General features: G+C 66.5%; 23 protein-coding genes and 3 pseudogenes. 16 read left to right on the forward strand and 10 right to left on the reverse strand.

All coding sequences use genetic code 11. The features are described from left to right. The 10 genes and pseudogenes from A4R44_RS49940 to A4R44_RS03900 all read left to right on the forward strand — a co-directional run. Positions 1-515: pseudogene (locus tag A4R44_RS49940) on the forward strand (undecaprenyl-phosphate alpha-N-acetylglucosaminyl 1-phosphate transferase); the annotation flags it as partial. A gap of 923 nt (positions 516-1,438) precedes the next feature. Beyond that, a complete protein-coding gene (gene atpB / locus A4R44_RS03860; RefSeq protein ID WP_067576346.1) occupies positions 1,439-2,224 on the forward strand; it encodes a F0F1 ATP synthase subunit A in 786 nt (261 codons plus the stop codon). A 58-nt stretch (positions 2,225-2,282) separates the two neighbouring features. Beyond that, on the forward strand, positions 2,283-2,537 hold the full coding sequence (locus A4R44_RS03865; protein WP_009082593.1) for a hypothetical protein: 255 nt from the start codon (positions 2,283-2,285) through the stop codon (positions 2,535-2,537). Positions 2,538-2,565: 28 nt separating this feature from the next. Next, positions 2,566-3,114 (forward strand): F0F1 ATP synthase subunit B, encoded by a 549-nt coding sequence (locus A4R44_RS03870; protein WP_067576347.1) that lies wholly within the window; start codon positions 2,566-2,568, stop codon positions 3,112-3,114. 6 nt (positions 3,115-3,120) lie between these two features. Continuing rightward, the gene (locus A4R44_RS03875) at positions 3,121-3,945 is read left to right on the forward strand and encodes a F0F1 ATP synthase subunit delta (protein WP_067576348.1); all 825 of its coding nucleotides are present in this window, start codon (positions 3,121-3,123) and stop codon (positions 3,943-3,945) included. A gap of 54 nt (positions 3,946-3,999) precedes the next feature. Beyond that, on the forward strand, positions 4,000-5,637 hold the full coding sequence (gene atpA / locus A4R44_RS03880; RefSeq protein WP_067576349.1) for a F0F1 ATP synthase subunit alpha: 1,638 nt from the start codon (positions 4,000-4,002) through the stop codon (positions 5,635-5,637). Positions 5,638-5,648: 11 nt separating this feature from the next. After that, positions 5,649-6,587, forward strand: coding sequence for a F0F1 ATP synthase subunit gamma (locus tag A4R44_RS03885; RefSeq protein WP_067576350.1), 939 nt, complete (start codon positions 5,649-5,651; stop codon positions 6,585-6,587). Then, on the forward strand, positions 6,587-8,014 hold the full coding sequence (atpD, locus tag A4R44_RS03890) for a F0F1 ATP synthase subunit beta (RefSeq protein ID WP_067576351.1): 1,428 nt from the start codon (positions 6,587-6,589) through the stop codon (positions 8,012-8,014). Before A4R44_RS03885 ends, atpD begins: the two co-directional genes overlap by 1 nt. Before the next feature lie 114 nt (positions 8,015-8,128). Continuing rightward, positions 8,129-8,481, forward strand: a pseudogene (locus A4R44_RS03895) (F0F1 ATP synthase subunit epsilon). Positions 8,482-8,508: 27 nt separating this feature from the next. Next, entirely contained in the window at positions 8,509-8,943 is a 435-nt protein-coding gene (locus A4R44_RS03900) for a DUF2550 domain-containing protein (RefSeq protein ID WP_037815359.1), read from the forward strand. Positions 8,944-8,956: 13 nt separating this feature from the next. Here A4R44_RS03900 and A4R44_RS03905 read toward each other — a convergent pair whose 3' ends face one another. Further along, a complete protein-coding gene (locus tag A4R44_RS03905) occupies positions 8,957-10,003 on the reverse strand; it encodes an alpha/beta fold hydrolase (RefSeq protein WP_067576352.1) in 1,047 nt (348 codons plus the stop codon). Then, positions 9,985-10,551: a cob(I)yrinic acid a,c-diamide adenosyltransferase gene (locus A4R44_RS03910; protein WP_067576353.1), complete on the reverse strand. Its 567-nt coding sequence runs from the start codon at positions 10,549-10,551 to the stop codon at positions 9,985-9,987. Before A4R44_RS03910 ends, A4R44_RS03905 begins: the two co-directional genes overlap by 19 nt. Before the next feature lie 61 nt (positions 10,552-10,612). Here A4R44_RS03910 and murA point away from each other — a divergent pair, with 61 nt between their 5' ends. Beyond that, positions 10,613-11,887, forward strand: a complete 1,275-nt coding sequence (gene murA / locus A4R44_RS03915) for a UDP-N-acetylglucosamine 1-carboxyvinyltransferase (protein WP_067576354.1) — start codon at positions 10,613-10,615, stop codon at positions 11,885-11,887. Between the two features lie 46 nt (positions 11,888-11,933). On the opposite strand, the gene A4R44_RS03920 is transcribed toward murA, so the two are convergent. Beyond that, positions 11,934-12,527: a TetR/AcrR family transcriptional regulator gene (locus A4R44_RS03920; RefSeq protein WP_067576355.1), complete on the reverse strand. Its 594-nt coding sequence runs from the start codon at positions 12,525-12,527 to the stop codon at positions 11,934-11,936. 92 nt (positions 12,528-12,619) lie between these two features. On the opposite strand from A4R44_RS03920, the gene A4R44_RS03925 reads away from it, so the two are divergent. From A4R44_RS03925 to A4R44_RS03940, 4 genes are all read left to right on the forward strand, one after another. After that, the gene (locus A4R44_RS03925; protein ID WP_067576356.1) at positions 12,620-13,015 is read left to right on the forward strand and encodes a nuclear transport factor 2 family protein; all 396 of its coding nucleotides are present in this window, start codon (positions 12,620-12,622) and stop codon (positions 13,013-13,015) included. After that, positions 13,008-13,814: an NmrA family NAD(P)-binding protein gene (locus tag A4R44_RS03930; RefSeq protein WP_067576357.1), complete on the forward strand. Its 807-nt coding sequence runs from the start codon at positions 13,008-13,010 to the stop codon at positions 13,812-13,814. Before A4R44_RS03925 ends, A4R44_RS03930 begins: the two co-directional genes overlap by 8 nt. Then, a complete protein-coding gene (locus A4R44_RS03935; protein WP_067576358.1) occupies positions 13,811-15,001 on the forward strand; it encodes a S9 family peptidase in 1,191 nt (396 codons plus the stop codon). The genes A4R44_RS03930 and A4R44_RS03935 overlap by 4 nt, the downstream gene beginning before the upstream one ends. 61 nt (positions 15,002-15,062) lie before the next feature. Further along, a complete protein-coding gene (locus A4R44_RS03940; RefSeq protein ID WP_095213172.1) occupies positions 15,063-16,622 on the forward strand; it encodes a recombinase family protein in 1,560 nt (519 codons plus the stop codon). Between the two features lie 128 nt (positions 16,623-16,750). On the opposite strand, the gene A4R44_RS47745 is transcribed toward A4R44_RS03940, so the two are convergent. The 6 genes and pseudogenes from A4R44_RS47745 to A4R44_RS03960 form a co-directional block, all read right to left on the reverse strand. Further along, the gene (locus A4R44_RS47745) at positions 16,751-17,452 is read right to left on the reverse strand and encodes a hypothetical protein (RefSeq protein ID WP_157904817.1); all 702 of its coding nucleotides are present in this window, start codon (positions 17,450-17,452) and stop codon (positions 16,751-16,753) included. Positions 17,453-17,462: 10 nt separating this feature from the next. Beyond that, entirely contained in the window at positions 17,463-18,230 is a 768-nt protein-coding gene (locus A4R44_RS45225) for a DUF4145 domain-containing protein (protein ID WP_095213173.1), read from the reverse strand. A gap of 592 nt (positions 18,231-18,822) precedes the next feature. Further along, complete coding sequence (locus A4R44_RS03945; RefSeq protein ID WP_067576359.1) at positions 18,823-21,153, reverse strand: FtsK/SpoIIIE domain-containing protein; 2,331 nt, start codon at positions 21,151-21,153, stop codon at positions 18,823-18,825. 82 nt (positions 21,154-21,235) lie between these two features. Then, positions 21,236-21,988, reverse strand: a pseudogene (locus tag A4R44_RS49945) (hypothetical protein); the annotation flags it as partial. Continuing rightward, positions 21,985-22,317: a hypothetical protein gene (locus A4R44_RS03955; protein WP_067576361.1), complete on the reverse strand. Its 333-nt coding sequence runs from the start codon at positions 22,315-22,317 to the stop codon at positions 21,985-21,987. The pseudogene A4R44_RS49945 and the gene A4R44_RS03955, both read right to left, overlap by 4 nt. Beyond that, positions 22,314-22,658, reverse strand: a complete 345-nt coding sequence (locus tag A4R44_RS03960) for a WhiB family transcriptional regulator (protein ID WP_338080273.1) — start codon at positions 22,656-22,658, stop codon at positions 22,314-22,316. The genes A4R44_RS03955 and A4R44_RS03960 overlap by 4 nt, the downstream gene beginning before the upstream one ends. Before the next feature lie 465 nt (positions 22,659-23,123). Here A4R44_RS03960 and A4R44_RS03970 point away from each other — a divergent pair, with 465 nt between their 5' ends. Continuing rightward, positions 23,124-24,050, forward strand: a complete 927-nt coding sequence (locus A4R44_RS03970; protein ID WP_232791485.1) for a phosphotransferase enzyme family protein — start codon at positions 23,124-23,126, stop codon at positions 24,048-24,050. On the opposite strand, the gene A4R44_RS03975 is transcribed toward A4R44_RS03970, so the two are convergent. Continuing rightward, entirely contained in the window at positions 24,044-25,471 is a 1,428-nt protein-coding gene (locus A4R44_RS03975) for a hypothetical protein (protein ID WP_157904818.1), read from the reverse strand. The genes A4R44_RS03970 and A4R44_RS03975 overlap by 7 nt on opposite strands. Between the last annotated feature and the right edge of the window lie 233 nt (positions 25,472-25,704).

Raw genomic sequence — 25,704 nt, forward strand, 5'->3', positions numbered from 1 at the left:
CCGCGCTCATCGCCGCCGCGCTCGCCGGGGCCTGTCTCGGTTTCCTTCCGTACAACTTCCAGCCCGCCAGAATTTTCATGGGCGACTCCGGATCGATGATGATCGGGCTGATGCTCGCCGGGGCCACCACCTCGGCGAGCGGACGGGTCAACTACACCCGGTTCTCCGCCTCGGACGCGCTCGCCCTGCTGTCCCCGCTGGTCGTCGTCGTGGCCGTGCTTTTCGTGCCGGTGCTCGACCTCGTGATGGCCGTCGTCCGGCGCACCCGGCGCGGGCAGAGCCCGTTCGCCGCCGACAAAATGCATCTGCACCACCGGCTGCTGGAAATCGGCCATTCGCAACGCCGCGCGGTGCTGCTGATCTATTTGTGGGCCGGAATTCTCTCGTTCGGAGCGGTCTCCATCACGATTTTCGACAGCCCGGTGGTGTTCTGGGCGATTGGCGCCGCGCTGGTGGTCGCGGTGCTGGTTTCGCTGGTGCCGCGACTGCGTTCCCGCCACCGCCACGGCATCTGAGTCCGCGGGCGGTCTATACTGGCGGGTCGAACCGAACGAGGAGCGATTGCAGTGAGCGACACCGAGACGCCCGAGACGTCCCAGGCACCGGCTCAGGCCACAGCTCCGGAGAACCCGCACGCCGCTCCGGTGCGTCAGCTCGCGCGCTCGATGACGCGCGCCTCGCTGCTGTTCACCCCGCCGTTCATCCTGGTCTGCATTGTGCTTTTCACCGTCCTCAACGGACTGCACGGCTTCCTCGGGGCGTTGGTCGGCGGCGTGCTGGCGATGGTCGCGTCGCTGTCCACGCTGGGCATGATGAAGGTATCCGCCGGACAGGACCCGTCGCTGGTGATGCTCATCGCTCTCGGCGGTTACGCGGCGAAGGTCATCCTGNCATCCTGCTGTTCCTCGCGCTCACTCTGCTCAAGGGCGTCACCGTGCTGCACCCGCTTTCGCTCGGGATCACGATGATCGTCGCCATTCTCGTGGCGGCCGCCGTGGAGTTCGCGGCATTCCGCAAAGCGCGTATCCCGACCATCATTCCCGCTTCGAATTGACGGGTTCGGGACAAGGGTCCCCGCCGGGTCCGGGACCTAGGTCCTGGACCATTCGGCTGGTAAGGAGTACGCCTGTACGGCAGTGATTGACCTGCTGGTATGGTCCGCGTCATGGGTGGCGGCCTCGGCCGCGCACTCCCGACGACGAACCGCGATCAGCAGTGTGGCGACCGGATGGTTCCGCCTTCTCAGCAGCTGGTCCGAAGTAGACCGCAGGGCAGTGTTCACGCGAGACCTCCCTCGTGCGCGGACCGGCTGACTGGCTCCGCGCACGGTGGGTACCGCCGCCTCCGGCGTCCCGATGAGTATCGGGTACGTTAAGTCCAGATCGTGACGATTCCCCCGGCGGAGTGAACGCCGGCCGGGAGAACCGGGAGGAGCCCAGTGGCCGCGCTGGTACTGACCGAGGGTGCGACCTTCGCGCCCCCTGGCGCCGAAAGCTTTGAGCTGCCGCCGTTGTTCGGCTTCGTCACGAAGCCGATGCTTCTGGTGGTGCTCTCGGTGATCATCATCGCGGGGTACTTCCTGCTGGCGACGCGCAAGCTGAAGACGGTCCCGACCAAAGGCCAGTTCGTGGCCGAGGGCATCTACGACTTCGCGCGCAACAACATCGCCCGCGAGCAGATCGGCTCGAAGGACTTCCAGCGCTTCGTGCCGGTGATCTTCGCGTTGTTCACCTTCATCCTGCTGAACAACCTCTACGGGGTCATCCCGTTCCTGCAGTTCCCCACCATGGCGCGGTTCGGGTTCCCGATCGCGTTGTCGGTGCTCGTGGTCTACCCGATGTACCACTACGTCGGGATCAAGAAGCACGGCCTCGGCGGGTACTTCAAGAAGGAACTCGCTCCGGCCGGCGTCCCCGGCCCGGTGCTGCCGCTGTACGCGCTGATCGAGTTCGCGGAGAAGTTCTTCCTGAACCCGCTCACGCTCGCCATCCGTGTTTTCGCGGCCATGTTCGCGGGACACCTGATCCTGGCGGTCTTCACCCTCGGCGGCACCTTCCTGCTGACCGAGACCTCGAGCATCGCGCTGAAGCCGGTGTCGCTGGTGGCGTGGATCTTCGCCATCGGCCTGACGTTCCTGGAGGCGTTCATCCAGTGCCTCCAGGCGTACATCTTCGCCCTGCTGTCCGCGGGGTACATCGGCGCCGCGCTGGCGTCGGAGCACTGAGAACACCTCAAGACCCCGATCCGCGTGAGTGCGCGGACCGAAGTGAAGGGAAACGCACGTGAGCAACATCGTTCTGGCCCAGGCCGCCGCCGAGACCATCAACCTCAACAAGGGCCTCGCCGCGATCGGCTACGGCCTGGGCGCGATCGGCCCGGGCATCGGTGTGGGCCTGATCTTCGCCGCGGTGATCAACGGCACCGCCCGTCAGCCGGAGGCCCAGAGCAAGCTCCAGGGCATCGGTTACGCCACCTTCGTGCTCACCGAGGTGCTGGCCCTGATCGGTATCGTCATCTACTTCATCGCCTCCGCCTGAGTCGTCCGCTCTCGCGTAAGGAGACGTTGTGCTGAAGACCGAAGCGGTACTCGCATCAGAGAACCCGATCGTTCCGGCGTGGCCGGAAGTGATCCTCGGCATCGTCGCCTTCCTGATCCTGCTGTTCATCCTCAAGAAGTACGTCGTCCCTCGTTTCGAGAAGGCGTACGAGGAGCGGGCGCAGAAGATCGAAGGCGGGATCGAGAGGGCCGAGAAGGCTCAGGCAGAGGCCGAGAAGGCGCTGTCGGAGTACAAGGCGCAGCTGGCGGACGCCCGTTCCGAAGCCGCGAAGATCCGCGACGACGCCCGGCTCGAAGCCGAGCAGATCAAGGCGGAGCTGCGGGAGCAGGCGGAGTCCGAATCCCAGCGGATCGTGGCGCAGGGCCACGCGCAGCTGCAGGCGCAGAAGGCGCAGATCGTCGCCGAGCTGCGGGCCGAAATGGGCCGCAACGCGGTCGAGCTGGCCGGCCGCATCGTCGGCGAGTCGCTCGAGGACGAGGCGCGCCGTCGCGGCACCGTCGACCGGTTCCTCGCGGAGCTGGACACCGCCGGGGCCACCAACGGAGCGGGGAAGTAACCAGAGATGACGCTGCATGCTGCGAGCCGTGAAGCGCTCGACCTCGCCGAGCGTTCGCTCGGCGAGGTGCTGGCCGGAGCGGGCGCCGAACCCGCGAAGGTCGGGGACGAGCTGCTCTCGGTCGTCGACCTCCTCGACCGCGAAATCGGCCTGCGCCGCGCGGTCGGCGATTCTTCGGTCGCTCCGGAGAGCCGCCAGGGCCTGGTCCGCCGCCTGTTCGACGGAAAGCTGAGCGAGCAGGCCCTGAAGGTGCTCGACACCGTGGCGGGCAGCCGCTGGTCCAGTCCCCGCGAGCTGGTGGACGGGCTCGAGTCGGCCGGCCGTTCGGCGCTGCTCACCGCCGCCGAGAAAGCCGGGAACATCGAAACCGTCGAGTCTCAGCTGTTCCAGGTCGCGCGGATCGTCGCGGGCGCCCCGGAACTCGAGGCGGCGCTGTCTGACCTGAGCGCTCCCGCCGACGCGAAGCGGACCCTGGTCCGCGGGCTGTTCGCGGGCAAGGTCGACGCGGTCGTCGAGACCCTGGTCGAGCAGGCCGTGCAGCGCGCCAAAGGGCGCGGCATCGGCAACGCGCTCGACAAGCTGGTCGCGCTGGCCGCGCAGCGGCGCGAGCGCTCGGTCGCGTACGTGACCTCGGCGAACGCGCTCACCGACGAGCAGCGGGCCCTGCTGGGGACCAAGCTCGACGGCATCTACGGGCGGCCGATCGCGCTGCACGTCGAGATCGACCCGGCACTCGGCGGCGGCCTCGTCGTCCGCGTCGGGGACGAGGTCATCGACGGCAGCACCTCCGGGCAGCTGGCGGCGGTGCGCCGCACGCTGAGCCGGGCCTGAGCGGCACTACAGACTTTGCACACTGGACAGAACAGAAGCGAGAGCGGGAACGAAATGGCGGAGCTGACGATCTCCTCGGACGAGATCGCCCACGCGATCGAGAATTACGTCTCGAGTTACGCCCCTTCGGTGGAGCGGGAAGAGGTCGGCGTCGTCGCCGACGCCGGTGACGGCATCGCCCACGTCGAAGGGCTGCCCTCGGCCATGGCCAACGAGCTGCTCGAGTTCCCGGGCGGCGTCCTTGGCGTGGCGCTGAACCTGGACGCGCGTTCCATCGGCGCGGCGATCCTCGGCGACTTCGAGAGCATCGAAGAAGGCCAGCAGGTCAAGCGGACCGGCCAGGTCCTCTCGGTGCCGGTCGGCGACGGCTACCTCGGCCGGGTCGTCAACCCGCTCGGCCAGGCCATCGACGGCCTCGGCGAGATCGAGACCACCGGCCGCCGCGCGCTGGAGCTCAAGGCCGCCTCGGTGGTCGAGCGCCAGCCGGTGGCCGAGCCGCTGCAGACGGGCATCACCGCGATCGACGCGATGACCCCGATCGGCCGCGGCCAGCGCCAGCTGATCATCGGCGACCGCAAGACCGGCAAGACCGCGGTCGCGGTGGACACGATCATCAACCAGAAGGCCAACTGGGAGACCGGCGACCCGAAGAAGCAGGTTCGCTGCATCTACGTCGCGGTCGGCCAGAAGGGCTCCACGATCGCCTCGGTGAAGTCGGCGCTCGAGGACGCGGGCGCGATGGAGTACACCACCATCGTCGCCGCCCCGGCGTCGGACTCGGCGGGCTTCAAGTGGATCGCCCCCTACACCGGCTCGGCCATCGGCCAGCACTGGATGTACGAGGGCAAGCACGTCCTGATCGTGTTCGACGACCTGACCAAGCAGGCCGACGCCTACCGCGCGATCTCGCTGCTGCTGCGCCGTCCGCCGGGCCGCGAGGCGTTCCCCGGCGACGTCTTCTACTTGCACTCCCGTCTCCTTGAGCGCTGCGCGAAGCTCTCGGACGAGCTGGGCGCTGGCTCGCTGACCGGTCTGCCGATCATCGAGACCAAGGCCAACGACGTGTCGGCCTACATCCCGACGAACGTCATTTCGATCACCGACGGCCAGTGCTTCTTCCAGTCGGACCTCTTCAACGCCGGTCAGCGCCCGGCTATCGACGTGGGTATCTCGGTCTCCCGCGTGGGTGGTGCCGCGCAGGTCAAGGCGATGAAGAACGTCGCGGGCTCGCTGCGCATCGACCTGTCCCAGTACCGGGAGCTGGAGGCGTTCGCCGCCTTCGCCTCGGACCTGGACGACGCGTCGAAGGCGCAGCTGGAGCGCGGTGCCCGGCTGTATGAGGTGCTCAAGCAGCCGCAGTACTCGCCGGTTCCGGTCGAGGAGCAGGTCGCCACGGTGTACCTGGGCACGAACGGCTACTTCGACTCGGTCCCGACCGAGGACGTGCGCCGCTTCAACCTCGAGTTCCTCGACTCGGCGCGGCGCAAGCACGCCGAGGTGCTGGGCGCGATCCGCGACACCGGCAAGTTCGAGGACGACACCCGCGACGCGCTGATCGCGGCGGTGAACGAGTTCAAGAAGGAGTTCACCACCTCCGAGGGCAAGCCGCTCGAGTCGAACGCCGACGCGATGGCCGCCGAGAAGGTCGGGCAGGAGACCGTCAAGGTCAACAAGCCCGCCCCGAAGAAGTGAGCTGGTAGCCCATGGCCGCACAACTGCGGGAGCTTCGCTCGCGCATCAAGGCGACGAAGTCGATCGGCAAGATCACCAAGGCGATGGAACTCATCGCCACCGCGCGCATCACCAAGGCGCGCGCGAAGGTCGCCGCTTCCCGGCCGTACGCGGACGAGATCACCAAGGTGCTCTCGGCGCTGGCCGGCGCGGCGGCCAACCTCGACCACCCGCTGCTGGTCGAGCGCCCGAACCCGAAGCGCGCCGCCGTCCTGGTCGTCACCAGTGACAAGGGCCAGTGCGGCGGTTACAACTCCAACGTGCTGAAGGCGACCGAAGAGCTGCTTGCCCTCCTGAAGAAGGAAGGCAAGGAGGTCGACGTCTACACCACCGGCAGCAAGGGCCTGAACTACTACCGGTTCCGCAACCGCGCGGTGGCCGGCAGCTGGACCGGCTTCTCCGACCAGCCGGGTTACCCGGACGCGGTCGCGGCGGCGGAGACGCTGGTGCAGTCCTTCAACGCGGGTGTCGACGACGCCTCTGGCAACGCCGACGGCATCACCGGCGTGGACGAGATCCACGTCGTCTACACCGAGTTCGTGTCGATGCTGACGCAGCGCCCGGTCGCCAAGCGCGTCGCGCCGCTGGAAGTCGAGTACTCCGACGGCGAGGACGAGAAGCCGGCCGGTCTGCTGCCGAGCTACGAGTTCGAGCCCAGCGCCGACAAGCTGCTCTCCGCGCTGCTGCCGAAGTACATCAACACCCGGCTGTACTCCGCGCTGCTCGAATCCGCGGCGTCCGAACTGGCCGCCCGCCGGACGGCGATGAAGGCCGCGTCGGACAACGCGAACGAACTGGTGAACACGCTGACGCGGGAGATGAACCAGGCCCGGCAGGCGCAGATCACCCAGGAGATCTCCGAAATCGTCGGTGGCGCGAACGCGCTCACCGCAGCAGGAAGTGATGATTGATGACCAGTACTGAAGCCCCGCGCGCCAAGGGGCGCATCGTCTCGGTGACCGGGCCGGTCGTCGACGTCGAGTTCCCGCGCGGTTCCGTTCCCGACCAGTTCAACGCGCTCAAGGTCGACATCGAGTTCGAGCAGCTGCGCAAGACGGTGACCCTCGAGGTGGCCGCTCACCTCGGCGACAACCTCGTGCGCACCATTTCGCTGCAGCCCCAGGACGGCCTCGTCCGCGGCGCGGAGGTCACCGACACCGGCGGCCCGATCACCGTTCCGGTGGGCGACAAGGTCAAGGGCCACGTCTACAACGCGCTCGGCGAGTGCCTCGACGAGCCCGGCTACGGCGAGGACCTCGAGCGCTGGGGCATCCACCGCAACCCGCCGCCCTTCGACCAGCTTGAGGGCAAGACGGAGATGCTGGAGACCGGCCTGAAGGTCGTCGACCTGCTGACCCCGTACGTGCAGGGCGGCAAGATCGGCCTGTTCGGCGGCGCGGGCGTGGGCAAGACGGTGCTGATCAAGGAAATGATCACCCGCGTCGCCCGGAACTTCGGCGGTACGTCGGTGTTCGCCGGCGTCGGCGAGCGCACCCGTGAGGGCAACGACCTCTTCCTGGAGATGTCCGAGGACGGCGTCATCAACGACACCGCCCTCGTGTTCGGCCAGATGGACGAGCCGCCGGGCACGCGCATGCGCGTCGCGCTGTCCGCGCTGACCATGGCGGAGTACTTCCGCGACGTCCAGAACCAGGACGTGCTGCTGTTCATCGACAACATCTTCCGGTTCACCCAGGCCGGTTCCGAGGTGTCGACCCTGCTGGGCCGCATGCCTTCGGCGGTGGGCTACCAGCCGACGCTGGCCGACGAGATGGGCCAGCTGCAGGAGCGGATCACCTCGACTCGGGGCCGTTCGATCACCTCGATGCAGGCGATCTACGTTCCCGCGGACGACTACACCGACCCGGCCCCGGCCGCGACGTTCGCCCACCTGGACGCCACCACCGAGCTTTCCCGGTCGGTGTTCCAGAAGGGCATCTTCCCGGCGGTGGACCCGCTGGCGTCGACGTCGACGATCCTCGACCCGGCGATCGTCGGCGAGGACCACTACCGCGTCGCCTCCGAGGTCATCCGGATCCTGCAGAAGTACAAGGAGCTGCAGGACATCATCGCGATCCTCGGCATGGACGAGCTTTCCGAAGAGGACAAGCTGACCGTGCAGCGGGCGCGCCGGATCGAGCGGTTCCTGTCCCAGAACATGCTGGTGGCCGAGGCCTTCACGCAGATCCCGGGCTCCACGGTGCCGCTGGCCGAGACCATCGAGTCGTTCGACCGCATCACCAAGGGCGATTTCGACCACTACCCGGAGCAGGCGTTCCTGGGCATCGGCGGGCTCGAGGACCTCGAAAAGAAGTACCACGAGATCACCGGCAAGTGAGTGCGTGAGACCGGCGGGGGCACTGTCCATTGTGGACATCAGCCCCCGCCGTTCTCGTAACCGAAGCAAGACCTATTACACTCGGTGGTGACACCCCGAGCGAAGGAGTGCTACGTGGCTGAGATGTCCGTGGAGCTGGTTGCCGTCGAGCGCCGGCTCTGGTCGGGTACCGCCACCTTCGTGGTGGCGCAGACCACCGAGGGCGAGATCGGCANGAGCCGGTGCTGGGCCAGCTCGTCGAGGGTGGCGTGGTGAAGGTGAACACGACGGACGGCGACGTGCTGACCGCCGCGGTGCACGGCGGATTCCTGTCCGTCACCGCGACCGGGGTGAGCGTGCTCGCGGAGAGCGCCGAGCTGTCCGACGAGATCGACGTGGCTGCCGCGAAGGCGGCCCTCAGCACCGGCGACGAGGCGGAGCGGACGAGGGCGACAGCCCAGCTCCGCGCGGCCGGGCAATCGGTCTAAGCGGACTAGACGGGCAGGAGCCGGGCCGTGCAGATCGCTGTCGTGGTGCTAGTGCTCCTGATCGTGCTCGTCGTCGTGGTCGGCTGGTACGGCCAGCGGTGGATCCGGATGCGCCGCGGCGGCGGCGTCAGCGTGGCGCTGCGGTGGCGTCCGGACAGCCCGCGGTCGAGCTGGCATCTCGGCCTCGGCCGGTACGAGGGCGAGAAGTTCGTCTGGTACCGCGTGTGGAGCCTGCGCACCGGCCCGGATCGCGTGTTCCAGCGGGAAAGCATGCAGATCGCCGACCGGCGGGACCCGTCCGGTTCCGAGGCGTACGCGGTGCCCGAGGGCTCGACGGTGCTGCGGTGCGAGTCCTCGGACCAGGAGGCGATCGAGATCGCGATGGGACCGGGTGCGCTGACCGGGTTCCTGTCGTGGCTCGAATCGGCCCCGCCCGGACGACGGCTGCCGCGCGCTTCGTAACCCTGTTCACCTGTCAGCCGATGGCGACAGAGCGGACGATTTCCGTGAACTGCGCGGGTTTCTCCCCGTGCACGTTGTGCCCGCTGTCCACCCGCACGACCTCGACGTCGTGGATCAGCGAGGCGATCCGCTGCGCGTCCTTCGCGTCGATCGCACCTTGCAGGACGCCGTCCCCGCCGTATTTCCAGTTCGCGTGGATGAGGATCGCCGGTGCCTCGATCTTGCGCAGCGTCGCCTCGTGGTCGAAGCCCGCATCCCAGGCACCGGTGTAGAACGCGTCCCCGAACCGCGGGTCGTAGAGCTCGATCGCGCGCTGCATGTCGTTCCAGCTCGGCGGCATGAAGAACACCGTGATCGGCCGGTCCGGATGCTTTTCCCGCCGCTTGAGCCCGGATCGGATGATGCGGTCCGCGCCGTCGCCGAAGAAGTCCCACAGCTTCTGGTGCGCGAAGAGGTAGGCGCCCCAGTCGGTTTCGCCGGACTCCAGATAGGCGTGGCAGGCCGAGGCGAGGTCGACCCAGTTCCAGGTTTTCTCCGCCCGCGGCAGCAGGGTGGTGAACAGCGGCGGGTCCTCCAGGACGACCGCCCGGACCAGGTCCGGCCGGTTCCCGGCGAGCCAGGCCGCCAGCTGGCCGCCCGACGAATGCCCGGACACGACGACCCGCGTGCCGATGACCTCCTCGGCGAACCGGGCCAGATCGGCACCGGCCGCTGTCGCGGTGTACTTCTCCGGCGTCCGCGCGGACTGGCCGTGCCCGTGGACGTCGACCGCGTAGACCGTGAAGTCCCGCGCCAGGTCCGGCAGCACGCGCGCGTAGCTCTGCCAGTCGACAGCCTGGCCGTGGACCAGCAGCAGCGGCGGCTTGTCGCCCGCCGGGCCTTGGGCGTAGTGCAGTTTCGAGCCGTTGACCACCACGTCGTGTTCGGTGAATCCGGCTCGCCGGGTGCGGGCCAGCGCCCAGTCATACATCTTGCGGTTGCGCGCGGCCCAGCCGCCGGCCGCGAGGCCCGCCGCCGCCAGGACAGAGCCGCCTGCCGCGATCAGCCGCCCGGCTGCCACAGGACGTCACCTTCGGGGTTGGCCAGCCGGGCGAGGATGAACAGCAGGTCCGAAAGCCGGTTCAGGTACTTGGCCGCGATCGGGTTCGACGTGTCCGGCTCGGCCTCCATCAACGCCCACGCGGACCGCTCCGCGCGGCGGGAGACCGTGCGCGCCTGGTGCAGGAACGCCGCGCCCGGAGTGCCGCCGGGAAGGATGAACGACGTGAGCTTCGGCAGTCGCTCGTTGAACTCGTCGCACCAGCCTTCGAGCCGTTCCAGATACGCCTCGGTGATGCGCAGCGGCTCGTACGGCGGGTCTTCCTGGATCGGCAGGCACAGGTCCGCGCCGACGTCGAACAGGTCGTTCTGGATCCGGCGCAGCACGCCGGCGATCTCGTCGGTGAGCCCGCCGAGCGCGATCGCCAGGCCGAGCACGGAATTGGCCTCGTCGGTGTCGGCGTAGGCGGACAGCCGGGCCGAGGTCTTGGGCACCCGGGAACCGTCGCCGAGCGCGGTCGTGCCGCTGTCGCCGACCTTCGTGTAGACCCGGTTGATACGAACCACCATACGGTCGACTCTACCGGCCCGGGTTCGGGCAAAACTGGGCGAGAGGGCATGATTGGCGGCCATGAGCGAGCACTTCGACGTGCATGGCGGAGCCCGGCTGGTCGGCGAGGTCGACGTGGTCGGCGCCAAGAACAGCGTGCTGAAACTGATGGCCGCGGCACTGCTGGCCGAAGGCACCACGACCATCACGAACTGCCCGCAGATCCTGGACGTCCCGCTGATGGGCGACGTCCTGCGCAGCGTCGGCTGCGAGGTGGAGATCGAGGGCGACACGGCGCGCATCACGACGCCGGCGGAGCTGTCGCATCGCGCCGATTCGGCGGCGATGGGCAAGCTGCGCGCCTCGGTGTGCGTGCTGGGCCCGCTGGTCGGCAGGCTGAAGCAGGCGGTCGTCGCGCTGCCCGGCGGCGATGCGATCGGCCAGCGTCCGCTGGACATGCACCAGAACGGCCTGCGCAAGCTCGGCGCGACGAGCACCATCGAGCACGGCTGCGTCGTCGCGAAGGCCGAAACGCTGGTGGGCACCCAGATCTGGCTGGACTTCCCGAGCGTCGGCGCGACCGAGAACATCCTGATGGCGGCCGTGCTGGCCGAGGGCACGACGGTGATCGACAACGCCGCCCGCGAGCCGGAAATCGCCGATATCTGCACGATGCTGACCGAGATGGGCGCGAAAATCGAGGGCGCGGGCACCTCGACGCTCACCGTCCACGGCGTCGAGACGCTGCACCCGACCCAGCACCGCGTGATCGGCGACCGCATCGTCGGCGCGACCTGGGCGTTCGCCGCCGCGATGACCCGCGGCGACCTGACCGTGCGCGGCGTGAACCCGCACCACCTCGACCTGATCCTGGACAAGCTGCGCCTGGCCGGCGCGGACGTGACCACCTACGACGACAAGGGTTTCCGGGTCGTCCAGCCGGAACGCCCGAAGGCGGTCGACTGGGTGACGCTGCCGTACCCCGGTTTCGCCACCGACCTGCAGCCGTTCGCGGTCGCGCTGTCGGCGGTGTCCGAGGGCACGTCGATGATCACCGAAAACGTGTACGAGGCCCGGTTCCGGTTCATCGAAGAGATGATCCGGCTGTCCGGTGACGCCCGCACGGACGGCCACCACGCGGTGGTCCGGGGCGTGGAGAAGCTGTCGAGCGCGCCGGTATGGGCGTCGGACATCCGCGCGGGAGCCGGGCTGGTGCTGGCCGGGCTGTGCGCGGACGGCGTGACCGAGGTGTGGGACGTGTTCCACATCGACCGCGGGTATCCGCATTTCGTGGAGAACCTGAACCGGCTCGGCGCGCGGATCGACCGGGTGACGGGGGAGCCGGAGCGGGCTTGAGCGATGGCTGGTGAGTGTTTGTGCCGGTGAGAACCGGCACAAACACTCATGAGCATTTCAACGCCCGCACCACTGCATCCGTCACCCGATCCACATACCCCTCCTCCGCCGGAACCCCGCGCACAATCAACCGCCAGTAGACAATCCCCGCCCCCATATCCAGCGCCAGCTCGAGATCGGTGTCGGCCGGGATCTCTCCGCGCTCGATCGCCCTGGTGAACACTGCCCGGTTGATCGCCCGCCGCGGCTCGCCGATTGTTTCGCGGGCGAATTCGGCCATTGCCGGGTTGCGGCGGGCTTCCGCGATCAGCCCGGGGAAGATCCGCGAAAACCGCGGATGCGTGATCCATTCGCAGAGCGCTTCCAGCGTGGCCCGGATATCGCCGCGCAGGCTGCCGGTGTCCGGATCCACCGCGCGCGCCACGCTGAATTCCGCGATGACCGCGCCGATCATTTCGTCTTTCGACGGCCAGCGCCGGTATAGCGCGCTTTTTCCGACCCCCGCGCGTTTCGCGACCGCTTCCATCGACAGCCTGCCGAAGCCGACCTCGGCGAGTTCGTCGATCACGGCTTCGGTGATGGCGTGCGTGACGTCGGGCTGCAGAACGGCAGCCCCGGTCGGCGTCCGGCGGGTTGTCATGCGGTCAGCATAGCGTGTGGACGAGACGGTCCCGTCCCGTGTACGTTGACGTCGAGACGATACCGTCTCGTCGGTTCCTGAGGAGGGGCTCGATGACACTCATCGATCACGCGCTCGACCTGCTGGTCGAGCACGACATGGCCGGATTCCTGCAGTTGTTCGCCGAGGACGCCGTGACCGAGTTCCCGTTCGCCGCGCCCGGCAGGCCTGAGCGCATCGAAGGCCGCGCGGCCCTGGCCGAGTACCTGCGCGACTATCCGAACCTGCTCGACCACCGCGAGATCGTCGCGAAGACCGTGCACCAGACGACCGATCCGGAGATCTCGATCGCGGAGTTCGAGCTGGCCGGGATCGCGGTCGCCACCCAGAAGCCGTACCGCCTGCGCTACGTCGTGGTGCTGACTGTCCGCGACGGCCTGATCCGCCGCTACCGCGACTACTGGAGCCCGCTCGCCGTGACCGACGTGCTCGGGGTGCCGGGTGTCTGACGTCCTCGTGCTCGGCTCGACGGGCACCACCGGCAGTCGCGTCGCGCGCGGGCTCGAAGCCGCTGGCCTACGGCCGCGCGCCGCGACTCGTAACCCCGTCAAGCCAGGCCAGATCCGGTTCGACTGGGACGAGCCCGCGACGTACGGTCCGGCGCTGGACGGGGTTTCGGCGGTCTACCTGATCGCGCCGGTCGGGGCCGATCCGCAGCCGCTCGTCAAGGAGTTTCTTCAGCACGCGCCGGACGCGCGGGTGGTCTTGCTCAGTTCGTCCGCCGTGGACGAACACACCCCGGTGCTGGGCGGGCTGCCCGGGTTGGTCCGTCGTCAGCCGGGCTGGGCGGTGCTGCGGCCGTCGTGGTTCATGCAGAATTTCACCGCCGGGCAGCTGCTCGGCGACAGCGCCCGTGCGGGCCGGATCGTGACTGCGACCGGCGACGCCAGGGTGGCGTTCGTGGACGCGGGCGACATCGCCGCGGTAGCCGTCCGCGCGCTGCTCGACCCGGAACCGCACAACACCGACCACCTCATCACCGGTCCGCGCGCGCTCAGCTACGCCGAGGCCGCCGAGATCGTCGGGAAACGGCTCGGGCATCCGGTCGTGCACGCCCCGGTTCCCACCCGTGAGTACCAGCAATTCCTGGTCCGCGACGGCCTCCCCGAGTCGTACGCCGAAATGCTCGCCTTGCTGGACGAGGCGATCCGCGGCGGCGCCGAGGACCGCGTGACCGACACCGTCGAGCGGGTCGGCGGACGTCCCGCCCGTGATTTCCGCACCTTCGCGAAAGAGGAGATCCGATGAAGCCGCTGCTGTTCGAAGACGACCCGCAATTCTGGTTCGAAACCCTGATCGCCCTTGGCGAGACCGCATACGGGGGCGCGGATTTCGGCGAGGTCGTCGCGATCGCGTCGAACATCAAGTCCGGTGACTACGACAGCTGGCACGACGCGTGGCTCGCCGGTGCCGAGCGGCTCTACGCCGAAGCGGCCACCATGCACGCGGTCAGCGCGCGCGACGCGTACCTGCGCGCCTCGACGTACTACCGCCGTGCCGAGTTCTTCTTGCACGGCAACCCGGAAGACCCGCGAATCAACTACGCCTACGAGCGCAACGTCGAGTGTTTCCAGCGCGCGGTGGAGACGATCGACGACGTCGAACGGATCGAAATCCCTTACGACGGCCACGTCTTGCGCGGCTACTTCTACCGCGCTCCCGGCGACGGTCCGAAGCCGCTTCTGGTGGTGCACAACGGTTTCGACGGCAGCGCCGAGGACCTGCACTTCATGGGCGCGACTGCGGGGCAGGAACGCGGCTACCACGTGCTGACCTTCGACGGCCCCGGCCAGCCCAGCGCCGTCCACCGCGACGGAATGCGGTTCCGCCCGGACTGGGAGCACGTCGTCGGCCAGGTGCTCGACTACGCCCTCGCTCTGCCCGGCGTGATCCCGGAGAAGGTCGCCCTGATCGGCTGGAGCCTCGGCGGAATGCTCGCGCCGCGCGCCGCCGCGTTCGAACCGCGGCTGTCGGCCGTCGTCGCGGTGGACGGGCTCTTCGACGCCGGTGCGGTTTTCGTGCAGCAACTCCCGTGGGACCGCGACGAGATCGTCCGTCGCGCGAACGCACCGGAGGATCCTGAGCTGGACGCCTTTCTAGCCGGGGCGAAGGAGCAGAGCCCGACCGTCCGCTGGGCACTGGGCCACGGCCGCTACGTGATGGGCGGCGCGTCTGATCGCGAGTTCCTCGCGAAGTACCTCGAATACAACCTCTACGACGGCGTGGCCGAGCGCATCACGTGCCCGGCGCTGATCTGCGACGCCCCGGAGGACCTGTTTTTCACCGGTCAGCCGCAGCAGCTGTACGACCGGATCAGCGGCCCGAAGAAGCTGCTGAACTTCACCGCGGAGGAGGGTGCGGACGCCCACTGCCACGTGGGGGCCATGCGGTTGGCGAGCGGGCGGATTTATGACTGGCTGGACGACGTGCTGTGAGCGGTCGTGAGTGTTTATCCCGGCTCTAGCGGACCCTCTTTTGGCGACCTACTGTGGAGGTATGGGTCACAGTCACAACGTTAGCGCAGGTCAGGGCGGCCGTCAGCCGATCTTGGACTCGTATGCGCGGCTGTCGCGGAACCAGGCGGGAAAGCTGGAGAAGTGCGCGACCCAGCACGCGGACAACCGTGAAGTGATCGAGCGGTTGGGTGCCGTGCTGGGAGAGGAGGTCTCCGACCCGAAGCTGTCCGCGTGGAATCCGAAGGTCCGTCGTCCGGGGTGGGAACGGATCATGAAGCGGATCGCGGCGCGGGCGTCGGACGGGGTGGTGTTGTGGAACACCGACCGGGGCTGGCGGCAGTGCCTCGACCTTGAGGACCTGTTCAAGCTGATCGAGGGGCACGACTCCGTCACGGTGGCATCCTCGCACGGCCGTTATGACTTGTCGGACTACAACGACCGGCATCAGTTGCGACAGGAGGTCGCGCACAACCAGCGCAATTCCGACGAGGCGTCGGATCGGATCTCTCGAAGGTTCGACGTGCTGCGTCGCAAGGGCATCCCGCATTTGCAGGGCCGGTCGTTCGGGTTCCCAGGGCTGGACCGGACGGTGTTGAAAGAGGACGCGCTGGACGAGGACGACAAGGACACCCGCGAGCAGGTTCCGGCGGAATTGGTGGAGCGGGAACGTGCTGCGTTGCGGTCCGGGACGAGCGCGATTCTGGCCGGGGTAACCCTGACGAGGCTGGCTGAGGAATGGAATGCGGCCGGGTTGCGCACGGTCACCGGCGGTTCGTTCACGCCGGTCCAGGTCCGGGAGATCCTGCTCCGGCCGCGCAATGCGGGACTGGTCGAGCATGACGGGGATTTCGTGGGTCAGATGCGGGGTGGTGCGGTCGTGGATCCAGGCGATTTCGATCGGCTGCGGACGCTGTTCGCCGGGCGCACCCGGGGGCGACAACCGGGCAATGCCTACATCGGTTCCGGGATCACGACGTGTCCGAAGTGCGGCAGGAGGCTGTCCGCCCGCCCCCATGTCGGCGAGTACCCGGGCGGGGAACGACGGCGGCAGTACCACTGCCCGAAAGCACGCGGCGGGTGCGGCAAGGTCGCGGCGGACATGCGGGCGGTGGATCGGGAAATCCGGGGCCTCGTGATCGCGATCATGTCGGATCCGAACCACGCTGCCGCGATCAAAGTCGCGCGGGCGCTGATCTCGGATCGGCTGGCCACCGTCGAGGCAGAGATCAGGGAGTGCGAGGAACGGCAAGAGGCGATCGCCGCGAAGTGGGGAGCACGGAAGATGACCGACAAGGCATTCGACAAGGCAAACGAACCCCTAGTCAAGGATCTCGCGCGACTGAACGCGGAACGGGAGGAATTGACCGGCGGAAACCCGAACGGTCCCACCGAAGCCATGTCCCGAGAAGAAGCGGCAGAGAAGTGGGACGCGGCCGACGTCGGCGAGAAGCGCGCGATGCTCCGTGACGCGCTGGGCAGAGACACCCTCTATGTCGATCCTGCTGAGGGAAAAGGCTTCCGCAGGTTCGATCCGAAGCGGGTTCGAGTAGAACCCTATAAGCACAAACAGTCGGAAGCCGGTCGCAAGACGACTCCTTGACGGACAACGCGAGGAGCACGCGACATGGATCGCTCCTCGATTCGGATTTCGTCAAATTGCGGTCCGGTAAACTTGCCCTAAAGACCTAAGTTGCGGTCGAATCTTAGGCAAGATCGATAGATTTCAGATTAATCGCGACCTCTTTTAATTTCTTCCTTAATTTCCTGAAATGATTTCTTAAACCAAGATGGAATCCCTAGCACGTGAAGTACTATGCGAACAAGAATTCTCTTGCGGCGAATTTCAATATCGGACCCAAGGTCGCGCCGAGCGGCATCGATTAGCAGATTGAGACGCCTCCTGGTTTCACCTTCAAAACTATCTCTTTGTTTAAAAATTTCCCCCCAGTTTGTGTCGCCGTGCCAAGCAGTGTAACTCCCGCCCATTGATCCGATCCTATGCCACTCGATGTTACTTCGAAGGAATGCGTCGAGAATTTCTGCACGTTTGACAAATTCCTTACTTCCTAAGCACTGAATCTTCACGTAATGCCTGGAGACTTCGTCTCCATACCTGGAAGCTACAGAGTTGAAGCGCAGGAACTTGTCGAAGTTGACCCTAAACTTGCAGTCATCCTCTATTTTCCCGCCAAGTGATTTCTTTAACTCTTCCTGGGCTTCATATGCGTAAAGTATTTTAAGCCAAGATTCAACTGCGGAAAATAATTCGAGGTACGCGCTGAGTCGCTCGTCGCGCCAGTGGCCCCATCGGTTATGTGTCAGATCGCGCTCAGCGCGTCGACGAGAGTATGTTCCATTGACAAACTGGGCCCCTATTCCGCCAACTAGTGCGCCCGCACCGCCTGCCACGGCAACCCATACTCCGTCCATCAATGCGACCTCATTTCGATTGACGAGTGCGAGGAAGTCCCCTTGCCTTATTGATGGCAGTCGCCCGCCGCCTTAGAAGAAGGGGGTCCTTATCGTATAGAAGCTTGAAGGCGTGCTCCATTAATTCGGCGGATTCAAGAACGTCTGCAGTTGTTGCACCACTTCCATGGGCTCCGTCATTGCCAGCCCACTTGACAGCCAGTAGCAGGTCCGCGACTTCCGTATTTTTTTTCTTAAAATCGACAAGGCGATCGTGAAGAGGGCGAGGATTTCGCTTCGCGTTGAGTTTCTTAATTTTGAAGTTGTTCATCAATGCCTCAATTGCCGATCGCAACCTTCCCAGTGCGGCGGCTGGGTCCACCCATGTTAGCCTGGACGCGTCGCGAACTAATTCCCAGACGTCATCCGGAATTCCATCAATGCGATTAATGATCAATATCGGTGGATGAGTATAGCGCACCTTGTAGTGGTGGCTCCAGCATTCTCCATGCCACTCGATTTCTTGGCCGTAATCCGAGACACCCAGCTTAAAGTCGCCGATAACTATTACCCGAGTGCCGCATTGCGAATTTCCGCAGTTGACCACGCCGTGAAAATGACCGTGAACCCAGTCTGCTTCAAAGTCGGGATGGTCATGGTTGACCTCTGACTCGAATGTCTCCACGTCGGAAAAATTCCGCCGATCGACAGACATCCCGCTCGAACAGTCCGGACAGGGCAGCAATGGCCAAGCGCTAGCGGCAAACCAGTCTGCCAACGAGAGGAGCTTGTTCAGCATCGACTGATGCTATATCAAGACCTCGATCCCGTGCGGGCCCAAATATCTCACTCCGGTGCTTTGAGGAGTGATGAGTCACCTTTTGCCCCCCGGTCAGAGCATCTTACGAATCGGGATCAAGTTCACAAGCCAGCCGCGGCGGTGAGTTAGCATGTCCTTGATAGACAGTGGCTCACCACTTCCCGCGCGGAGTGGTGAGCCACTGCCTATCAAGCATGGCGGTCAGTCGTTCCGTTGCTGGTGTGGTCACTGTCCGGTGAGCCGGGTGTCTATGCGGTTGAGGATCACTGCGAAGGCGCGAATCTGCTTATCGGTCATCGGCTCCCAGTCGGCAACGATGACGGCCCACCGGTCAACGGCTTCCGCGTCGAGTCGGGCACGCTGTTCGTCGTAGGTCTCAGGCCGTGGCTGTGGCGCGGCGACGCCCTGCCGTTCCTGTCCTGGCGTCCTCGGCCGACATTCCCGGTGCGTGCTGCGCGGGACCCATCCCGTGCTGGTGAGGTGTTCGTCATGGCTCTGTTGTCGAGAGTGGTCACAGTCGCTGCCTTTTCTCGTGGTCGGGTGGTGTGCGTGTCCGGTCGGCCTGGCGTCTCTATCCGTCATCGGCGCTCCCGGGGAGGGAGTCCGGCCGCGTAGCCGACTCACGGCGTTCTCCGGGGTTTTCGGGCGTGTTTAGGCGGCTGCGCTGCTGCCTCCCCTTGTGGCGTTTACCGAGGTCAGCCGGGGGAGTTTGGGCGGCCCCAGCCTCGGGGAGAACTCCCCGGCTCCCTGTGTCTTCCCCGGTTTCTCCGTCCTCGCGCGCGGCGAGTGCGGATGCCGCGTCGTCGGCCCGGATGACCATGACTCCGTGGGACTTGGCCGGGGTGAGGCCGTAGCCCGCGAGGGCGGCGGAGAGGTCGGTCAGTGTCCATCCGTTGTATTCGTCGGGGTTGTGGGCGATGAGCCGCGCGAGCACGGTTTGTGTCCGGACTCGCTTCTCTCCGCCGATCACGTCGGCGATGTCGGCGAGGTGATCGACCGGTGCCGGTTGCTCGTTCGCCGGTGCGGCGGTGAGGGCGACCGGTCGCCCGTGTTCGGCCAGCAGTGCCATTGCTCGGGCGACGACCGGGGTCACCAGGTCGGTTCCGTCCTCAAAAGTCACATAGAACGTGCGGACCAGTTCCCACGCCTCATCGGTGATGCCGACCGCGACACAGGTTCCCCGGTCAGTTTTCATCCGCAGTTCCGTGGCGCGGATGCCCGCGCGATACCGGCCCGCGCCCAGCAGCCCGTCATTGGCGATGTGATCGGCCACCGCGAACGCCACCCCGCACGAGACGTTGCGGGTGATTTCCTTGGGAATGCTGTCTTTCGTGGGCGATTGGGTGGCCAGCAGCAGGATGATTCCGTACTTGCGGCCGCGCTTGATCAACCGGACGGCCAGTTCTTCGGCTTGCTTCCCGTGTTTATTGTGCTGGAACAGTTCGTGGCACTCGTCGATGGCGAGGACGAGCGGATGCAAGCCCAAGCGGGGGTTGTCGGCGAGTTTGCGCGAGACCTTCGGCGGCTGCCCCGGCTGGGCGCCCAGTGTCCGGCCGCGCCGTTCCATCTCCTCTGTGAGGTCCCTCAGCGCTGCCACGGCGTCGGCGGCGACCGAGTCGTCCATCCCCATCCGGTAGCGGCTCAGGCGCGGTTTCAGGGGCTCGAAATCGGGACTCTCGCCCATCACGTAGACCCACAGTTCGGCCGTGGGGTCCAACGCGGCGCCGAGCAGCAGCGTCCGCATCGCGGACGTCTTGCCCTGCCCGGGCCGCCCGCCGATCAGCCAATTGGCTTCCAGCAAGGGCGCGTTGACGATCAGGCCGCGCTGAGTGAGCCCGAACGGCACGCCATCGAACACATCCGCCGCACCGTCCTGCAACAGCGGCCAGTCACCCGCGCCGCCTTGCAACGTGCCCTTGTCCGCGACCCACAGGTCAAGCACTCCGTCCTCATCGCCTTTGGTGGGCCACGTTTCCAGCGATGCACGCCCGAGGTTCGCCGCGAGCGTGGGGCGGCGGTCGGCCACCATGTCGGCGGTCACCCCGAGCGGCAGACGGATCCGGGCAGCGGTTCCGTCCCCGTCCTTGCGTGCCGGAGTGAGGTAGACCAGTTCCCCGCCGTTCTTGAAGAACGCGTTCATCGGCGCGATACCCAGATGCGCCAAGGCACGGCTGATCATCCGTTCGTCCACCCAGGAATCCGCGTCCGCGCGGTCCGGTTGTGTGAGCCAGCCCGCGCCGGGCGTGCGGTCGCGTCCTTCCCACACCGCCGCCACCAGCCAGCCGAGCGGCCCGAGCACCGCCAGCCACGACACCGTGACCCGGACCGCCGCCGCGCCGAAGTCCCGCACCTGATAGACCGTGACCAGCCAGCCGGGCATGTCCGCCCGATCGAACAGCATTTCCACCAGGGCCAGCAGAACGAGCACGACGGTGAGCACGGCCGCGCTGATCACGATGCGGCGCAACCCGATGCCGAGTTTCGCCCACCGCGCTTTTGCGTCGGCGCGGATGGTTTCCTGCGCCTCCCGCCGAGCTTGCGCGTCCCCGGACATCCGGGCCTGCCGCGCATCGCTGCGGAGATCCGCGTAGGTCGCCCACGTCCACGCTTTCACGATCCACCGGCCGTGGCCGCGCAGCAGGAACCACAGCAACCGCACCACGTCCGCCGGGAGCTTGCGCGCCCGGTAGGCCAGCAGGCCCCGCCACCGCGCGATCCGGCCGGACTCGCGCACCCGGCCGATCAGGCGCCCGGTGCAGTCGATGAACGCCCGCCGCACCACCGCGACCGGCCGCCGGTCCGCCGTCGCTGCCTTGTCGTCGGTGCCGGTCATGATCTCGCCGTCGTACACCTTCGGCACCAGCTCGCCCCCGCGCCCGCGTGGGTTCTCCGGCGTGCTCATCGCGCACCCCCGTCCGCGTCGGCGGCGAGAGCGGCGGCCAGCCGGGAGGACAGGCCGCGCGAACACCCGGTGACCTCCCGGNGGCGAGAGGGGCGCCCAGCCGGGAGGACAGGCCGCGCGAACACCCGGTGACCTCCCGGACCCACGCGGGAGTCACGGTCACGTCCGGCGTCCGTGCCTCGCGGGCGACGGCCAGGTATTCGGCGAACGACGTCCGGCGCCGACGGCCGGACGCGGCGCCCGTCGAAACGCCCTGGTCAGAGGCGGGTTTTTCCGGCCTGTCCGCGGCCGGCGACCTCACCGCGGACGTCGCCGGCATTGGTCCGATCGTGGCCGGACGCGGCTGGCCAGCGGCACCGGCGAGCGCCGCCGGTTCCGGCGCCGACGGGCACCCGGCGGACTCGGCCGCCGACTGCGCCGCGCCGAGCTTGTCCCGCAGATCGGTCACCGCTTCGGCGGCGACGAACACCACCAGCGGCGGCACCGAGTGCAACACCACCCCGGCCGGACTCCCGGCCGTGAACGCCTCCCACGTGTTCATCACGTAGGTGGCGGTGAGGGTGAACCACTTCGCCGCGCGCACCCACCGGCCCGTCCGGACTCCGTGCCGTGCGGTCACCTGTTCTGCCCGCAGGATGGACAGCAGCACCACCGACACCATCGGATCCAGCAGCCATGCCGTGCACCACGGCAGCGACCACGCCGCCGCGCCGTTCGCGGCGAACTGCTGAACGTTGGTCATCGTGAACGCCAACCCCAACAGGACACCCGCCCAGCACAACCGATCCACTTGCGCGGCAACGCGTTCGACCGATTCAGCACCGTGGACAGTCATCGGCGACCACCCCGCCGCGCCTCGCGCCGGAAATCCACAGTGGTCACGGTGAGCGCCCGGACCAGCGTGTAGGAGGAGAACAGTGCGGGCAGGCCGAGCGCCGCGACGCGCAGCAGCCACGGAGCGCCGGGGTAGGTGAACGCCAGCCACTGCATGCCGGTCAGCACCGCCGCACCGGCCACGACACGGCCCGCCAGCGACAGCAGCCGGGCGCTTGCCCGCGCCGCGTCCGCCGCCCGGCGGGCACGCCGCGCGGACGCGCGCCACGCCCACAACACCAGCAGCGCCACACCCAGCGCCGCGAACAACACAGTCGGAGACACGTTCATGAACGGCCCCCGTTCCGCCGTTCACGCCACGCGAGGTAGGCCGCGCGCCGGTCGTCTTCGGCCAGCGCACCCCACACCCCGAGCGTGTCGAACCCTTCCGTACGGAATTCCAGTTCCAGGCAGGCATCCCGCACCCCGCAACCCGCGCAGATGTGCGCGGCGGCCTCGCGGTCGGGGAAGCCTGATCCGGCCGAGTCCGGTTCCGCCGGGTGGGCCGTGACCCACATGCACGCGCCGTCGCGGGTGACCAGATCGGACAGCACTCCCGGCGGCACAGCCTCCAGATAGTCGAGCCGAGCAGCAATCGAGCCGTAGAAATCGTCCTCAGGCATGGCGTTCATCGCTGCCCCCCGTCGCCCGGGGCGGGCAGCAGCCGCGCAACAGCATGGGCGGGCACGACCAGCCGACCGCGACGGCGGACCGCAGGAAGCACGCCCACGCGGATCAACCGGGACACCTCGGACGCATCGACACCGAGAATCCAGCCGACCTCGCGGATAGAGAAGAAGCCCGTGGAAACCGGGCGGGAAACATTTTCAGACATAGTTTTGGTTCCTTTGACTTGGGTTTCCGGCCCGCTTCTGCGAACCGTGAACCCAGTAAGCCGCCGAACCAAAAAAACAACTATTCCCGCGCTGGCATATATTTATATCGAGCCCGGCATATCCGCAGGTCCGGCAGCGCATCCGCCGGAGCCGATATTCCCAGAAAGAATATTTTTGCTCCGATATTCATCTGGTGAATACCGGCCGCTTGCTGCCCTTCGGCGACCGGTCCCCCGGCTGGCCCCGTGGTACGCTGGCCGCGTGACGGATTCGACCGGAAATATGCATCCCGACCAGGCGAAACCTTTCACCGCGGACGCGACCCGGGCTGTCCTGGAAGCCGCGTGCGACAGGGCCGGGCTCGACGCTGAATCCGCCACGCTGCTCCGGCTCGGCGAAAACGCGCTGTACCGACTGTCTACGGTGCCCGTCGTGGTCCGCATAGCTCGCACAATGCAGTACTGGCAGCAGGTCGGCAACGAGGTCGCGGTTGCTGGCTGGCTGGCCGATGCGGAATTCCCTGCGGTGAACGTTGTCAGTTCCCTGCCCCAGCCGCTGGAAGTCGCGGGACATCCGGTGACGTTCTGGAATCTGGTGGACGGGCGAGACGCCGAACTCGACGACGTGTCGATGCTTGCCGGTCTCCTCCGCAAATTCCACCGGCTCAGTAGGCCGTCAAGCTTCACGCTGCCGATGGCGAACATTTACGATCGCGTTTCCCGGAGACTGGAGACCGCATCGGTACCACCGGCCGACAAGAAATACCTGCTGGACAAGTTTCGGGAACTGCGACAAGAAGCAGACAAGCTGAGTTATCCTCTGGCCCCTGCTCCCGTTCACGGCGACGCTCATATCAAGAATGTCATGATCACCGGAGGGAAGCCGCTTCTCATCGACTTCGAGTGCGTCGGCTGGGGGCAGCCGGAATGGGATCTCGCTGTAACCGCCACCGAGTACGTGAGCGCCGGGTTCTGGACCGGCTCTCAGTATTCTGTCTTCGCCGATGCTTACGGGTTCGATGTGACCGGCTGGTCGGGATTCGACGTGCTGCGGCAACTGCAAGAGATCAAGATGACAACCTGGCTGATGCAGAACGTGAACGAGTCCGCCGATATAGCAGAGGAGTTCTCGGACAGAATGAGGACCATACGCACGGGACGTTCCGAGCGGCCGTGGAAGCCCTACTGACGGGGCAGAACCAACGTGGGGTAATGCTGACGAAGAAGCTCCGAAACGCGCCCGCCCAGGGCGGAGTCTTTTTCTGTCAGCGAGCGGCGGAAATCCGTCACGTACTTGACGTATCGTGCCGACTGCAACGACACGCCGAGTTCGATCGCCTCGGCGGCAAGTGCTGCGGCCTGCTCTGTGTCCCCGCCCGCCAGCACGCCGGACGCGGCCACCATCCGCATGAAGCCAAGGGTTCTCGGCGGGGTGTGCTGCGGGTCCATGGACAGCTCGGCGAACTCGCGGCATTGATCGGATTGCCCGAGGTCCCGGAAGCAATGGGCTGCCTCGCTGGCCATTTCCTGCATGGTGAAGTAGCCGCTCCACTCGGGATCGTTTTCGCTGCTGCGGGTCTCGTAAACGTGCTCGGCTTTGCGGAGGACCTCGGTTGTTCCCTTAAGTTCTCCGAGGCTTGCCAGCGCCCGCGCCTCCATGGCCAAGAACATGGCAGTCACCCTGCCGGTGGCCCGGCCTCGGGATATTTCCTGCGCTCTGCGCGCCAGCTGCAAGGAATGCTTGAAGTGCCCTAAAAAGTTCGCTTGATGGGAAAGGTTCGCCAGAATTCGGCCTGCCATCATAGCGTCATTGGACCGTTGCGCCAAGCTGAGGGCCTGCCGGAAATAACGGTTGGCCGCTTGATGGTCGCCCGCGTCGTATGCGCTCCAGCCCATCAACTGCAATGTCTCCGCGGCAGCGCCGAAAACCTCGTCCCGCAAGCGCGAGTCAGAAAACTGCCAGCTCAGCAGCGGAGCGACTTCTTCTTCAAAATAATGCTTGAGCATGCGCCGGACATGCCCGCCGCCGCGCTTGAAATCAATCTCCATCAAATCGGCAGTAGTCGCCCGGATGCCCTGTGCAAGCGTCCGAGTCCGTTCCGGCTCGACAACGTCCTGAAATACGTGGTCGACAAGAATTTCCGAGGCGTCGGGCCACCTCAGCTCGGACGAACTCGTTGCCGGTTCGGTCGGCGGCGCGAGAAGCGGCGACGTTCTCAAGTCTTCGCGCATTGACAGCCTGGTCTGCCCCGGGTAATCGAACCACAAGAACTCCTGCGGTATGTGCAGCGTCTTCGCATAACGCACAAGATTGCTCAGTACCTGCTCCGGCGGGCCGCTTTCAAGCCTCGATATCTGCGGCTGAGTAAGCCCCAGCCACCGCCCGAGCAAACCCTGATTCAGCGCCTTGCCGAACATCTTCAAATGGCGAGGATGATTCCGGTACACCTTGAGCACTTTGCCGAAGTGGTGACTCTCGAAGACCGCCTTGAAATCGTCCGTCGTCCAGAAGTCGTCGCCGAGATGAGCGGGCGGGGCCTGCAACTGGTCTCGTTGCTCGCGATGACATCTGCCACACAGCATGGACGTGTTGTCGGCAGCCAGAGGCACGGAGCAACCGGCGCACGCGCGGCGGCCCGGCCGACGCGGTGCTCCTGCGCTCTTCCCGTCTCGCGTGCCCATCACCCGGCCCCTTGCCGCTAGCCCTTCCGCCCAGCGTACGCCCCTGTCCCCGACAGCTTACACAGCGTGAGCATCATAGGCCACAAGGATGACCACTGTCGGTAGTCGCAGCCTTCTGGCCTGCGACTTATGCGGCGATCGGTCTGGTCTATGCCGAGACC

The sequence above is a fragment of the Amycolatopsis sp. M39 genome (genome assembly GCF_001651785.1).
Lineage (GTDB): Bacteria > Actinomycetota > Actinomycetes > Mycobacteriales > Pseudonocardiaceae > Amycolatopsis > Amycolatopsis rubida.